At 71.0% G+C, this 13,243-nt stretch carries 14 protein-coding genes; 12 read left to right on the top strand and 2 right to left on the bottom strand.

Annotation, left to right across the window (positions count from 1 at the left end; translation table 11 throughout):
- The first annotated feature begins 1 nt into the window (after nucleotide 1).
- The 6 genes from OQ02_RS28770 to OQ02_RS28795 all read left to right on the top strand — a co-directional run bounded on the left by OQ02_RS28770 (nucleotide 2) and on the right by OQ02_RS28795 (nucleotide 7,086).
- Entirely contained in the window at nucleotides 2-1,369 is a 1,368-nt protein-coding gene (locus OQ02_RS28770) for a class I adenylate-forming enzyme family protein (protein ID WP_033441748.1), read from the top strand.
- A gap of 24 nt (nucleotides 1,370-1,393) precedes the next feature.
- Complete coding sequence (gene idi / locus OQ02_RS28775; RefSeq protein ID WP_033441749.1) at nucleotides 1,394-1,972, top strand: isopentenyl-diphosphate Delta-isomerase; 579 nt, start codon at nucleotides 1,394-1,396, stop codon at nucleotides 1,970-1,972.
- Nucleotides 1,973-2,237: 265 nt separating this feature from the next.
- On the top strand, nucleotides 2,238-3,500 hold the full coding sequence (locus tag OQ02_RS46140; RefSeq protein WP_033441750.1) for a DUF1996 domain-containing protein: 1,263 nt from the start codon (nucleotides 2,238-2,240) through the stop codon (nucleotides 3,498-3,500).
- Nucleotides 3,497-5,215 carry a discoidin domain-containing protein gene (locus OQ02_RS28785; protein WP_033441795.1) on the top strand — a complete coding sequence of 573 codons (1,719 nt, stop codon included), beginning with the start codon at nucleotides 3,497-3,499 and terminating at the stop codon, nucleotides 5,213-5,215. The genes OQ02_RS46140 and OQ02_RS28785 overlap by 4 nt, the downstream gene beginning before the upstream one ends.
- Before the next feature lie 55 nt (nucleotides 5,216-5,270).
- Nucleotides 5,271-6,257: a LacI family DNA-binding transcriptional regulator gene (locus OQ02_RS28790; protein WP_197043536.1), complete on the top strand. Its 987-nt coding sequence runs from the start codon at nucleotides 5,271-5,273 to the stop codon at nucleotides 6,255-6,257.
- A gap of 148 nt (nucleotides 6,258-6,405) precedes the next feature.
- On the top strand, nucleotides 6,406-7,086 hold the full coding sequence (locus OQ02_RS28795; RefSeq protein WP_033441797.1) for a DUF998 domain-containing protein: 681 nt from the start codon (nucleotides 6,406-6,408) through the stop codon (nucleotides 7,084-7,086).
- Here the strand turns inward: OQ02_RS28795 and OQ02_RS28800 are convergent.
- Nucleotides 7,053-8,663: an AMP-dependent synthetase/ligase gene (locus OQ02_RS28800; RefSeq protein WP_033441751.1), complete on the bottom strand. Its 1,611-nt coding sequence runs from the start codon at nucleotides 8,661-8,663 to the stop codon at nucleotides 7,053-7,055. The genes OQ02_RS28795 and OQ02_RS28800 overlap by 34 nt on opposite strands.
- Nucleotides 8,664-8,709: 46 nt before the next feature.
- Between OQ02_RS28800 and OQ02_RS41400 the strand changes: the two genes are divergently transcribed.
- From OQ02_RS41400 to OQ02_RS28830, 6 genes are all read left to right on the top strand, one after another.
- Nucleotides 8,710-9,258: a TetR/AcrR family transcriptional regulator gene (locus tag OQ02_RS41400; protein WP_051772909.1), complete on the top strand. Its 549-nt coding sequence runs from the start codon at nucleotides 8,710-8,712 to the stop codon at nucleotides 9,256-9,258.
- A gap of 4 nt (nucleotides 9,259-9,262) precedes the next feature.
- The gene (locus OQ02_RS28810) at nucleotides 9,263-9,670 is read left to right on the top strand and encodes a hypothetical protein (RefSeq protein ID WP_033441752.1); all 408 of its coding nucleotides are present in this window, start codon (nucleotides 9,263-9,265) and stop codon (nucleotides 9,668-9,670) included.
- A 50-nt stretch (nucleotides 9,671-9,720) separates the two neighbouring features.
- A complete protein-coding gene (locus OQ02_RS28815; RefSeq protein WP_033441753.1) occupies nucleotides 9,721-9,987 on the top strand; it encodes a hypothetical protein in 267 nt (88 codons plus the stop codon).
- 166 nt (nucleotides 9,988-10,153) lie between these two features.
- Nucleotides 10,154-11,551: a cellulase family glycosylhydrolase gene (locus tag OQ02_RS46995; protein WP_331281557.1), complete on the top strand. Its 1,398-nt coding sequence runs from the start codon at nucleotides 10,154-10,156 to the stop codon at nucleotides 11,549-11,551.
- Between the two features lie 115 nt (nucleotides 11,552-11,666).
- Complete coding sequence (locus OQ02_RS28825; protein ID WP_033441755.1) at nucleotides 11,667-12,290, top strand: ClpP family protease; 624 nt, start codon at nucleotides 11,667-11,669, stop codon at nucleotides 12,288-12,290.
- Nucleotides 12,287-12,877, top strand: coding sequence for a ClpP family protease (locus OQ02_RS28830; protein WP_033441756.1), 591 nt, complete (start codon nucleotides 12,287-12,289; stop codon nucleotides 12,875-12,877). The genes OQ02_RS28825 and OQ02_RS28830 overlap by 4 nt, the downstream gene beginning before the upstream one ends.
- Before the next feature lie 4 nt (nucleotides 12,878-12,881).
- Here the strand turns inward: OQ02_RS28830 and OQ02_RS28835 are convergent, their stop codons facing one another.
- Entirely contained in the window at nucleotides 12,882-13,202 is a 321-nt protein-coding gene (locus OQ02_RS28835) for a helix-turn-helix domain-containing protein (protein WP_033441757.1), read from the bottom strand.
- Nucleotides 13,203-13,243: the final 41 nt, after the last annotated feature.

The raw sequence follows: 13,243 nt of genomic DNA on the forward strand, positions 1-13,243 counted from the left end.
GATGCGCGAGTTCGTCACCGACCTGTTGCGCCGCCACGGCGACGACGTGCCGGTGTTCACCCACGGGCACACCGTGACCCACGGCGCCCTGCGTGCCGCGATCGCCGCCGAGGCGAGCGTGTTCGCCGCCTCCGGGGTGGGGGAGGGCAGCGTCGTCGCGCTGCACGTGCCCCCGAGCTTCACCCAGCTGGAGGTGGTGCCGGCGCTGTGGAGCCTCGGCGCCAGGGTGATCTCGATCGACCACCGGCTCAAGCCCGCCGAGGTCGACGTGCTGCGCGCGCTGACCCGCCCGCAGTTCATCGTGCGCGCGTCAGGCGGGCCCACCGGCGTCTTCCGGGAACGCCACGAGCTGGTGACCGAGCGGCGGCCGGAGGGGTTGCCCGCCTCGACCCGGCACCGGCTGGTCCAGTTCACCTCGGGGTCGACCGGCCGGCCCAAGGTCGTCGGGCGCAGCACCGAGTCGGTCATCCGCGAGGTGCTGCGGTTCGGCGCGGCCGACGGGATGCCGAAGCGCGGCGAGAAGCAGTTGCTGCTCAACTCCACCGCGCACAGCTTCGGCCTGATGGGCGGGTTGCTGCACGCGTTGGCCACCGGGGTGCACCTGGTGTTCGCCGCGCGGCACACGGCCGAGGACATCTTGAAGACCGCCGCACGGCACGAGGTCGACTTCATCACCGGTCTGCCGTTCCACTTCGACATGCTGGCGGCGGCGGCCGAGCAGTCCGCCTCCTGCCGTCCCGCGCTGCGCACGGTGCGCGGCGCGTTCGCGGGCGGCGAGCTGATGCGGCCCGAGATCGCCGACCGGTTCGCGGCGGCCTACGGGTTCATGGTCGGCGAGTGCTTCGGCACCACCGAGACCGGCGCGCTGACCATGGACGCGTCCGGCGTGACCCGGCCGTCGGTGGGCAAACCCCTGTCCGACACCACGATCCGGGTGCGGGACGGGCTGGTCGAGGTGGCGCTGGACCAGTCGCCGTACCTGAGCGAGGACGACTCCGGCCGTTACCTGGACGGGTGGTTCCGGACGGGTGACCGGGGCGAGTTCGACGCGCGCGGGAACCTGCGGCTGCTGGGCCGGGCGGACTCGCTCGTGGTGGTCGACGGCAGCAAGGTGGACCTGACCGAGGTGGAGCACGCGTTGCGCTCCCACCCGCAGGTCACCGAGGCCATCGCGGTGCACGACCAGGTGATCGAGGCGTACGTCGCGACCGAGTCGGGCACGTTGACCTCGAAGGAGGTCGAGTCGTGGTGCGCCGACCGGCTGGCCGACTTCAAGCTGCCGCGCCGGACCCACGTGCTGCGGGCGTTGCCGCGGACGCCGAGCGGCAAGCTGGTGCGGAACCCCAGGGTGCTCGCCGACGCGCGGTGATCGTTCGTGTGGCAGGGTGGGCGCGTGGAACAAGTCGTGCTCCTGGACGAGTCCGGGGTCGGGATCGGCGTTGCCGACAAGGCCTCCGTTCACCACTCGTCCACCCCGCTGCACCTGGCCTTCTCGTCGTACCTGTTCGACTCGGCGGGCCGGCTGCTGTTGACCAGGCGCGCCCTGCACAAGAAGACGTGGCCGGGGGTGTGGACGAACTCGTGCTGCGGCCACCCCGCGCCCGGCGAGCCGATGGAGCTGGCGGTGACGCGGCGGTTGGTCGACGAGCTCGGCCTGGAGGACGTCACCCTCGACCTCGTGCTGCCCGCGTTCCGGTACCGGGCGGTGATGGAGAACGGGGTCATCGAGAACGAGATGTGCCCGGTGTTCCGGGGCCACGTCACCGGTGACCCGACGCCCAACCCGGACGAGGTCGACTCGTTCGAGTGGGCGCCGTGGGCCGAGTTCGCGCCCGCCGTGCTGGCCGGTGCCCGTCCGATCTCGCCGTGGTGCGCCCTCCAGGTCGCGGAGCTGTGGGAACTCGGCCCGGACCCGTCGGCCTGGCCCGTGGCCGAACCCTCGGCCCTCCCCGCCGCCGCCCGCACCCCCTGACCCTCACCTGTCACTCCGCCCGTTCCGAGCGTTGAATTCACCCGTTCCGAACGTAGGACTCTCGCGTGAGTCCTACGTTCGCGTCGCGTGAGTCCTACGTTCGGAACGGGTGAATTCAACGCTCAGGTGAGAGAGCGCTCTCTGGGGCGCTGTTACGGGATGACCGGAACTCCGCGCTTTCCTTGACTGATCAGCGGGCCCGTCCTACGTTCCGCTGTGAGAGCGCTCTCCCGTTCACGCCTGCACCGTCCACGAAAGGGGAGCCGTGATCCCCACCATTCGCCGAAGTCGTCGACTGGTCACCGCACTCGCCGTAACCGCCCTGACCGCGTCGGCACTGACCTTCGTCGCCTCGCAAGCCTCCGCGGCGCCGGAACTGCTGTCCCAGGGCAAACCCGTGACCGCCTCCTCCACCGAGAACGGCGGCACGCCCGCCACCGCGGCCGTCGACAGCAACGCCGGCACCCGCTGGTCCAGTGCCGCCGCCGACCCGCAGTGGATCCGCGTCGACCTCGGCTCGTCCACCGCGATCACCCAGGTCACGCTGAACTGGGAAACCGCCTACGCCCGGTCGTTCCAGCTCCAGACCTCGGCCGACGGCAACGCCTGGAACACGGTCGCCACCGCGTCCGGCGTCCTCGGCGTGCAGAACCTCGCAGTCTCGGCCACCACCCGGTTCGTCCGCGTCTACACGACCGCCCGCGCCACCCAGTACGGCGTGTCGTTGTGGGAGTTCCAGGTGTTCGGCGTCCCGAACACCAGCGGCCCGATCGTGCGGGTCGCGGAGTTCCTGGCCGAGTGCCCGTACAGCCACCGCCTGCCGGACGACCCGATCGTCGCGCCGAACCTGCCCGGCGCGTCGCACATGCACAGCTTCTTCGGCAACCGGACCACCAACGCCCGGTCGACCGTCGAGTCCCTGCTCGCGGGCACCAGCACCTGCAACCCCGGCTCCGACCTGTCCTCCTACTGGGTCCCCACCCTGTACGCGGACAACCAGCCCGTCGAGCCGACCGGCACCACGTTCTACTACCTGGGTGAGGGCGTCCGGGACGACGTCATCGCCCGCATCCAGCCGTTCCCGCTGGGCCTGCGGATCGTCGCGGGCAACGCCAAGGCCACCCAGCCGGACGCCGGCACCATCTCCCGCTGGTCCTGCCTGCACGCCGGTCACGTCGGCGCGTCCAAGGACTTCGTGAACTGCCCGTCGGGCACGATGCTGGAGTCCTACCTCGACTTCCCGCAGTGCTGGAACGGCCGGGACCTCGACTCGGCGGACCACAAGAGCCACATGGCCTACCCGGTGAACGCGGACTGCCCGTCGACCCACCCGGTGCCGGTGCCGAAGCTCCGCCAGGTCCTGCGCTACCCGGTGAGCGGCGACCCCGCGCGGTTCCGGTTGGCGTCCGGTGCGGGCTTCACCATGCACGGCGACTTCTTCAACGCGTGGCCGGTGGACGAACTCGCCCGCCGGGTGCGCGACTGCATCAACCCGATCATCAAGTGCGGCGCGGACGGCAGGCCATGAGACGACCGACCCCGAACCGGGGCGCACTGCTCGCGGCGTTCGCCCTGTTCACCGCGCTGGTCGTGCCGGTGACCGCCGTCCAGGCGGCGGAGTGCGGCACGGCCAACGCGGCGTTGAACGCCCCGGTCACCGCCTCGTCGGTGGAGACCGGCAGCCCGTTCGCGGCGACCGCGGCCGTGGACGGCAACGCCGGCACCCGCTGGTCCAGCGCGTTCAGCGACCCGCAGTGGCTGCGGATCGACCTCGGCGCGAGCCGGGACGTCTGCGGCGCGACGTTGCAGTGGGAGGCCGCCTACGCGACGGCGTTCCAGCTCCAGGTGTCCCCGGACGGCGCCGCGTGGACCACCGTCCACCAGACGACGACCGGCACGGGTGGCACGCAGAACCTCACCTTCACGGGCACGGGCCGCTACCTCCGCCTCTACGCCACCGCCCGCGCCACGCAGTACGGCGTGTCGCTGTGGGAGTTCGCCGTCCGCACGGGCACGAACAGCACCCCGACCGAAGGGCTGCTGTCGTACAACAAGCCCGCGTTCGCGTCGTCGTTCCAGGACGACGGCGCCTGCCCGGCCTGCACGCCCGCCAAGGCGCTGGACTTCAACCCGGCCACCCGCTGGGCCACCAGCCCCACCACCGGCTGGGTCGACCCCGGCTGGATCTACGTCGACCTGGGCGCGTCCGCGCGGATCAGCAAGGTCGTCGTCCAGTGGGACCCGGCGCACGCGTCCGCGTTCCAGGTCCAGACGTCCGACAACGCCTCCTCGTGGACCACGATCCACTCGGTCACGAACGGCACGGGGTTCAAGCAGACCATCGCGGTGAACGGAACGGGCAGGTACGTGCGGGTGAACCTCACCGCGCGCAGCGGCCCGTACGGCTACTCGCTGTGGGAGTTCCAGGTCTACGGCACGGGCGGCAACCCCACGCCGCCACCGGCGCAGGCCCCGGATCCCGGCAACCCCCTGCGGCTCGTGTGGAGCGACGAGTTCGACACGCCGGCGGGCACGAGGCCGGACGCGGCCAAGTGGCGGCCGGAGGTCGGCACCGGCCAGAACGCGGAACTCCAGTACTACACCGACAACCGCAACGCGTTCACCGACGGCGCCGGGAACATGGTGCTGGAGGCCAGGCGCGAGGTCACGCCCGGTTCGGCGTGCCCGGTCGACCCGGTGAGCGGGAGCGGCACGTGCCAGTACACGTCGGCCCGGCTCATCACCGAGGGCAAGGCGTCGTGGACGTACGGCCGGATCGAGGCCAACGTGAAGGTGTCCGGCACCAAGGGCCTGTGGCCGGCGTTCTGGATGCTCGGGAACGACATCTTCAAGGGCACGGCGTGGCCCGCGAGCGGTGAGATCGACATCATGGAGCACCTGGGCCGTGAGCCGAACACCGCTTACCAGACGATCCACGGCCCGGCGTACTTCGGCGCCGGCGGGATCGGTCAGATGCGCGACATCGGCCAGGACTACTCGAACGCCTTCCACCTGTTCCGGGTGGACTGGAACAGCAAGGGCATGGTGTTCAGCATCGACGGCGTGACCGTCATCACCATCGACAAGGCGACGGTGGAGGCGACGCGCGGTCCGTGGGTGTTCGACAAACCGTTCTTCATCCTGCTGAACAACGCGGTGGGCGGTGATTGGCCCGGTCCGCCGGACGCCACCACGGTCTTCCCGCAGCGCATGTTGGTCGACTACGTCCGCGTCTACCAGTGAGGGGGTGCGTGCGGCCTCGTCTCGGCGGGGCCGCACGCCCGGTATAAAGGCTCACGTGGACCGCAGACCCGTCACGTTGGAAGAGGTCGCGCGGATCGCGGGGGTTTCCCGGGCCACGGTGTCCCGGGTCGTCAACGGGGTTGCCACGGTGGACCGTGAGCTGCGCCAGGTCGTGGAGAAAGCCATCTCCAAGACCGGCTACACCCCCAACCGTGCGGCACGTTCGCTCGTCACCCGGAGGGCGGGCGCGATCGGCCTCGTCCTCCCGGACGAGGGCCGCACCCTGCACGACCCGTACTTCGGCCGGGTGGTCAGCGGCGTGCTGCCGGTGATCCGGCCACTGGGCGTGCAGCTCGTGCTGACCACGGGCGACCACCGCGAGGTGGTGGACGACCTGCGCCAGCACCGGCTGGACGGTGTGATCCTGATCCACACCCACGGCGCGGACCCGCTGCCGCGCCAGCTGATCGAGGCGAACCTCCCGGTGGTGCTGGCCGCCCGCCCGGTCCGCCCGATGTCGATCACCTTCGTCGACGTGGACCAGGCCGCCGGCGCGGCGCTGGCGGCGGACCACCTGGTCGAGCGCGGGTGCCGACGCCTGGCGACCATCACCGGCCCGCTGGAGACGCCTCCCGGCCAGGACCGGCTCCGCGGTTTCCAGGAGGCCGTGACCCGGCACGGCCTGCCCGAACCCGTCGTGATCGAGGGCGACTTCTCCCGCCAGGGCGGCGCCGCCGCCGCACGGCGCCTCAAGGGCCTGGACGTCGACGGCCTGTTCGTGGCCTCGGACCTGATGGCGACCGGCGCGCTGCCCGTGCTGCGGCACACCGGCCGGCGCGTGCCGGGGGACATCAAGGTCGTCGGCTTCGACGACAGCAGCCCGGCCGTCGAGTGCGACCCGCCGTTGACGACGGTCCGCCAGCCCGTCGAGGACATGGCCGCCGAGATGGCCCGCCTGCTGGTGCAGCGGGTGGAGCGCCCGGACCGACCGGTCAGCTCCGTGGTGTTCGCGCCGACCCTCGTGATCCGCCAGTCGAGCTGACCGGGCGCACCGGGCGGCCCTGTCGGGAAGCTGTCGATCCACGGCGGGCGGAACAAGGCGCCGACCACCGCCCGTTCTGTCCTTTGTGTCGACCGATGCCACCCAGATTCAGCCCGCCCAGTCCCAGGCCACCCAGTCCCAGCCCACCGTGACCTCTGCCGCCACCCGCTTCGCCGCGCTGGGAGGCGCCGTGGCCGTCGTGCTGACCGTCCTCCTGGTGGGCGGCCTGGACCTCTACCGCCTGGGCGACTCCACGAGACACCTGCGCCGCACGATCAGCGAGTACGCCCTCGGTCCGCAGCGCTGGGTCTTCGACACGGGTGTGCTCCTGCTGGTGGCCGGATCGATCGCGATCCTCGCCGTCCTCGTGCGGCACGGCGTGGCGAAGTGGCGTTCGGCCGGCGCGGTGGCGTTCGGCGCGTGGTCGGTCGGCCTGACCCTGGTCGTGATCTTCCCGAAGAACAACTGGGCGATCGGCCCGAGCCTGAGCGGCAGCATCCACCGGTTCGGCAGCATGGTGGCGTTCATCGCCCTGCCGATCGCCGCGGTGCTGCTCGCCCGCCCGTGGCTGCGCGACCGGGCGTGGGGCGCGCACGCCCGCTGGACGTTCGGGTTCGGCGTGCTGTCCGCCCTCGCCTTCACGCCCATCCTGTACGCGATCGGCGTGAACGCCGTCGTCGGCACGTCCTGGTGGCGCGTGATCCCGCTCGGGTACGTGGAACGCCTGCTGGTGCTCACCGAGGTGGTCGCCGTGCTGGTGGCGGCCGTGTGGGCGATGGCGGTGAGCAGGCCCGCTCAACCCGCGTACATGCCGTCCAAGACGTCCTGATAGCGGTCTTCGATCACCTTGCGGCGCATCTTCAGGCTCGCGGTCAAGGTGCCGTCGGCCACCGTGAAGTCCTTCGGCAGCACCGCGAACCTCTTGATCGTCTCGTGCCGCGCGAGCTTCTCGTTGGCGGCCGCGACCGCACGGCCGACCTCGGCCTCCGCGTCGAGGTCGGCGGGCGCGAGGTCGGGGTCGATGGTGACCAGCGCGACGCAGTAGTTGCGCCGGTCGCCGTGCACCAGCACGTTCCCGATGTACGGGCTGTGCGACTTGACCAGGCCTTCCACCGCCTGCGGCGCGACGTACTTGCCGCCGGAGGTCTTGATCAGCTCCTTCTTCCGATCGGTGATCCGCAACCGCCCGGCCTCGTCCAGCTCGCCGATGTCACCGGTGTGCAGCCAGCCGTCCCGCAACGTCGAGGCGGTCTCCTCGGGCAGGCCGCGGTAGCCGCGCATGATGCCGCGCCCGCCGAGCAGCACCTCGCCGTCGTCGGCGATGCGCACCTCGGTGCCGAGCAGCGGCGGGCCGACCGTGCCGAGCCGGTTCGAGCCGGGTCGGTTCACGAACGACGCCGCGGACGACTCGGTCAGCCCGTAGCCCTCCAGGATCGTGATGCCCGCGCGCTCGAAGAACTCGCCGACCGGGAGCGACAGCGGCGCGGAGCCGGACACGAAGTACTTGATCCGGCCGCCCACCCGGTCGCGCAGCTTGCCGAAGACGAGCTTGTCGGCGATGCGGCGGCGGATCCGCCACTCCGGGTGCTCGGCCACCGCCAGCGCCCAGTCGAACAGCTTCGCCTTCACGCCGCCCGCCTCGCGCATGGAGGCCACCACCCGCTGGTGGATCTTCTCGAAGATCCGCGGCGCGGCGGCCACCACGGTCGGTCGCAGCTCCTGGAGGTTGGTCGCGATCCGGTCCACGTCGCCGTCGACGGCGGTGGGCGCGCCCGTCGCGATCATGCCCACTTCGAGCACCTTGCCGAACGCGTGGGACATCGGCAGCCACAGGAAGTGCAGTTCGTCCGGGGTCAGCACGCCGAGGTCGCTGATCGCGTCGGCCGTGTGCAGCCAGTTGTCGTGCGTCAGCTCGACGCCCTTCGGCATGCCCGTGGTGCCGGAGGTGTAGATCAACGTGGCCAGCCGGTCGGGCGTCAGCTCGTCCACCATGGCGTCGTAATCGCCCTCGACCCGATCCGGCTCCCAGTCCGGCGTGACGACCTTCGCGTCGACCTCGTCCACGAGCGCCGGGTCCGCGACCACGAGCACGCTGCCCGAGTCCTGGACGATGTGCGCCACGATGTCCGGCGTGCTGCTGGGGTAGATGGTCGTCGTGACGCCGCCCGCCGCCAGCACGGCCAGGTCGGTGAGGATCCAGTCCACGCTGGTCGCGGCCATGATCGCGACCCGGGCCTCGTCCCGCACACCCAGTTCGCGGAAGCCCAGCGCCCGCCTGCGCACGTGCTCGGCGACCTCGGTCCACGTCAGCGACGTCCACGTGTCGCCGGTGCGGTACCGCAGCGCTTCGGCGTCCGGGGTGGCGCGCACCCGTTCGCGCAACAGATCGGGGATCGAACGGGCCACGGTGACCTCCTGGAGGAGCGGCGCTCTAGAGCGCTACTCTAACCCGATGAGATCGACTGGTCGGCGGGCTGTCCTGGACGCGGCCCTCGCGCTGGTCGACGAGGGAGGGCTGGACGCGGTCACGATCAGCGCGCTGACCGCCCGTTCCGGGGTGTCCAACGGCAGCGTCTACCACCACTTCGGCAGCCGGGCCGGTGTGTTCGCGGTGCTGTACGGGGAGAGCTTCGCGCACTGCGTTGCGGCGATGACCCCGGCGCTGGACGTCGGCGACGCGGAGAAGGCCGTGCGGGCGATGGTGGTCCGGTACCTGGAGTGGGTGGTCGGGAACCCCGGCCGGGCCAGGTTCCTGTACGCCGCGCCGCTGACCGCCGATCCGGCCGTGAAAGCCGAGGTGTTCGCGCCGGTCGCGCGCTGGTTCGGCGCCCGGATGGCGGCGGGTGAACTGCGGGAGATCCCGTTGTGGGCGTTGGACCCCGTCGTGATGGGCCCCGCGCACGAGTGCGCCCGGCGGTTCCTGGTCGGCGGCCTTGACCTGGGCGTGGCGGGCGAGTTCGTCGGTGATGCGGTGTGGGCGGCGGTCGCGCCCGTAGGGTGATCGCATGGCCACTTGGGGCGACCTCGCCGCATACGTGCACGACACCTATGACGTGATCTCGGAGAACGAGGACGAGATCAGGATCCTGTTCAACTTCGAGCAGTTCGACGAGGACGACGAGCGGACCCAGGTGGTCGTCCTGGTCCGCGAGGTGCTCGACAAGCTGCACGAGTGGGTGCAGATCGCGTCGCCGATCGGGCTCGCGGCGAACGTCGACCTGCACGCGTTCCTGTCCGAGGTCGGGAACTCGACCATCGCGTGCGGAGCGGCGGTCATGGGGGACCACGTCGTGCTGCGGCACTCGTTGCCGCTGAAGGACCTCGACATCCACGAGTTCACCGAACCGCTGGCGTTGCTCGCGGGGACGGCGGACCGGCTGGAGGAGACGTTCTTCGGGGGCGACAACTACTAGGAGTGCCGGCGGGTACGAGTGCACGACCACCCAGGTGCACGACCACCCAGGTGCGCGCCGGCCTGGGGGAGCGGCGGCTCGTCGCCGCCGTGCGGTCCCTGTTCGTGCGGCACGAAGTCCTGCGCCGCGACGGCTTCACCGCCGAGTCGTGCGTCCACCGGATCGCGCTGCCCGCCCTTGCGGGGCGTCTGGTGCCGGCGGTGCGGAGCGACGTGCTGACCGCGCTGCCGTGGCACGTCCTGCTGCCCGGTCTGGTGTCGGCGTGGACGGCGAGCGCCCACCTCCGGGCCCGGCAGGTCCCCGTTCCCACGCCCTGAAGCCGTTGACAGCGGGTGTCCCGGGGTGCTGTGATCCACGCAACAGATAGGAAACTTTCCTAACTGAATCCGCCGCCAGCGGTTTCACCCCCCATCCCTGACCTGTGGGAGGCACCCTGTGGCACCACCTTCGTCCCGTTCACGATTGCTGGGCGGACCCGTCCTCGTGGCGACCCTGCTCACCGCGTTCGCCGTGCCGACGTCCGGCTGGGCACAGCCCGCGGCGCTCGCCGTCACCGAGCACCAGGCGGAGACCGCGACCATCTCCCAGGGCCTGGCCGAGTCCAACCACGCCGGCTACACCGGCGCCGGGTTCGTCAACTACGACAACGCGGCCGGTTCCTACGTCGAGTTCACCGTCGGCGCGGCCTCGGCCGGTCCGGTGACCCTGAACCTCAGGTACGCCAACGGAACCACCACCAACCGGCCGATGGCCGTCTCCGTCAACGGCGGTGCGGCCGTGAGCGTGGCGTTCCCCGGCACCGGCGCGTGGAGCACGTGGCGCACCGCGACCGCGTCCACGACCCTGGCCGCCGGCACGAACCGCATCCGCGCCACCGCGACGACGTCCAACGGCGGCCCCAACCTGGACCGGCTCACCGTCGACACCGGCACCGTCGGCGTCGGTCGCCCCGCTGACGTCAACGGGCAGCTGCGGGCGTGCGGCGTGAAGCTGTGCAACCAGTACGGGCAGCCGATCCAGTTGCGCGGCATGAGCACCCACGGCATCCAGTGGTACTCGCAGTGCGTGAAGACCGCGTCCCTCGACGCGCTGGCGTCCGACTGGGGCGCCGACGTTTTGCGGATCTCCATGTACGTGCAGGAAGGCGGGTACGAGACGGACCCGCGCCGGTTCACCGACATGGTGCACGGGTACATCGAGGAGGCGACGCGGCGCGGCATGTACGCGCTGGTCGACTGGCACCAGCTCGACCCCGGCGACCCGAACGCCAACATCTCGTCGGCGCGCACGTTCTTCACCGAGGTCGCGTCGCGGCACCGGGACAAGACCAACATCATCTACGACATCGCGAACGAGCCGAACACCGTGTCGTGGGCGGGGATCAAGTCCTACGCGGAGCAGATGATCCCGGTGATCCGGGCGCAGGACCCGGACGGCGTGGTGTTCGTCGGCACGCACGGGTGGGGCTCGCTCGGCATCTCGGACGGCCGCAGCGAGCAGGACATCGTCGACAACCCGATCAACGCCACGAACTTCATGTACACGTTCCACTTCTACGCGGCGTCGCACCAGGACGAGTACTTCGCCGCGTTGCAGCGGGCGGCGTCGCGGCTCCCGATCTTCGTGACCGAGTTCGGCACCCAGACGTACACGGGTGACGGCGGCAACGACTTCGCGTACAGCCAGAAGTACCTGGACTTCCTGGCCGCGAACAAGATCGGCTGGACGAACTGGAACTTCTCCGACGACTTCCGGTCGGGTGCGGTGTTCAAGGAGGGCACCTGCGCCGGCTCCACGTTCACCGGCACGACCGTCCTGAAGCCCGCCGGCGTCTGGATCCGCGACCGGATGCGCACCCCGGACAACTTCCCGACGAGCTGACGTCCCCCGGCCGGGGTGCGGCCCGCGCGCCGCACCCCGACGGGTCCGCCGACGGCTGATCCGCTCACAGCAGCGGGACCGGTGGAGTGCGGCGCGGAGTCGGCATTGTCGGGGCATGACCGACAACGACAAGCACTCCCTGTTCGACCACCGACTCCGAGAACGCTTCCTCAGCCGACGGGTGCTGGTCCTCGACGGACCGCTCGACGACGACAACGGGACGGTGCTGGCCACCCAGCTGCTCTCGCTCGCCGCCGAGGACCCCGGCAAGGACATCGCGCTGTGGATCCACTCGCCGGGCGGCTCGGTGCCCGCGATGCTGGCCATCCGCGACGTGATGCGGCTCGTGCCGTGCGACGTGTCGACGCTCGCGCTGGGCCTGGCGTGCAGCGCCGGGCAGTTCCTGCTGTCCGCGGGCACACCGGGCAAGCGCTTCGCCCTGCCCCACGCCCGCATCCTGATGCACCAGGGCTCGGCGGGGATCAGCGGGTCGGCGGTCGAGGTGCAGGTGCAGGCGGACGACCTGCGGCACACCCGGGACACGGTGCTCGGGCTCATCGCGGAGGACACCGGTCAGCCGATCGACCGGATCTTCACCGACTCGCTGCACGACCGCTGGTTCACCACCGCGGAGGCGCTCGAGTACGGCTTCATCGACCACGTCGTCGGCAGTCTCGGCCAGATCGTGCCGGTGCGCACGCAGGAACTCGGCCTCGGCACGAGGGGGGTCCTCGCGTGAGCACCTACACCATTCCCAACGTCATCACCCGCAGCGTGAGCGGCGAGCGGATCATGGACGTCTACTCGCACCTGCTGTCCGAGCGGATCGTCTACCTCGGCACCGCGATCGACTCCGGGGTGGCCAACGCGCTGATCGCCCAACTGCTCTACCTGGAGGCGGACAACCCGGATCGCGAGATCAACCTGTACATCAACAACGAGGGCGGCGACCCGTCCGCGATGCTCGCGCTGTACGACACCATCCGCTACATCAAGGCGCCCGTGGCGACGACGTGCGTCGGCCAGGCGGTCGCGGCCGGTGCGGTGCTGTTGGCGGCGGGCCAGGCCGGGCACCGCTTCGTGCTGCCCCACACCCGGGTGGTGCTGCACCAGCCCGCGGCGCAGGGCCGCGGCACGATCCCGGACCTCATCCTCCAGGCCGACGAGGTGGTCCGGGTGCGCACCCAGCTGGAGGGGATCCTCTCCCTGCACACCGGTCGCGACGTGGCGGAACTGCGGCACGACACCGACCGGGACCGCGTGTTCGACGCGGTGGACGCCGTCGCCTACGGGCTCGCGGACCACGTCCTCGAACACCGGGTCTGAGGCGTCACGCGGCCAGGAGCACGGGGCCCGTGCCGCGCTGTCGCCGGACGTCGCTCGCGATGTCGGCGAGCAGGTCGACCAGTCCGACGTCGAGCGCACCGGCGACCGCGGCGATCATCTCGCTGGACGGCTCCTTGCGACCGCGTTCGATCTCCGACAGGTACTGCGGCGAGATGCCGGCCCGCTCCGCGACGTCGACGAGCCGGCTGCCCCGCTCCTCCCTGGCCGCTCGCAGGCTCCGCCCCAGCGCCACGCGCCACAACGGTTCCGGCTCGCGCTCCGGCGTGCGGGCGCGCTTCTGGTGGAAGGGGAGGATGTCCGCCATACCGTCATCCTGACCCAGCCCCCGTCCGCCGGGCGGCGGTT

The organism is Saccharothrix sp. NRRL B-16314, assembly GCF_000716595.1.
Taxonomy (GTDB): domain Bacteria; phylum Actinomycetota; class Actinomycetes; order Mycobacteriales; family Pseudonocardiaceae; genus Actinosynnema.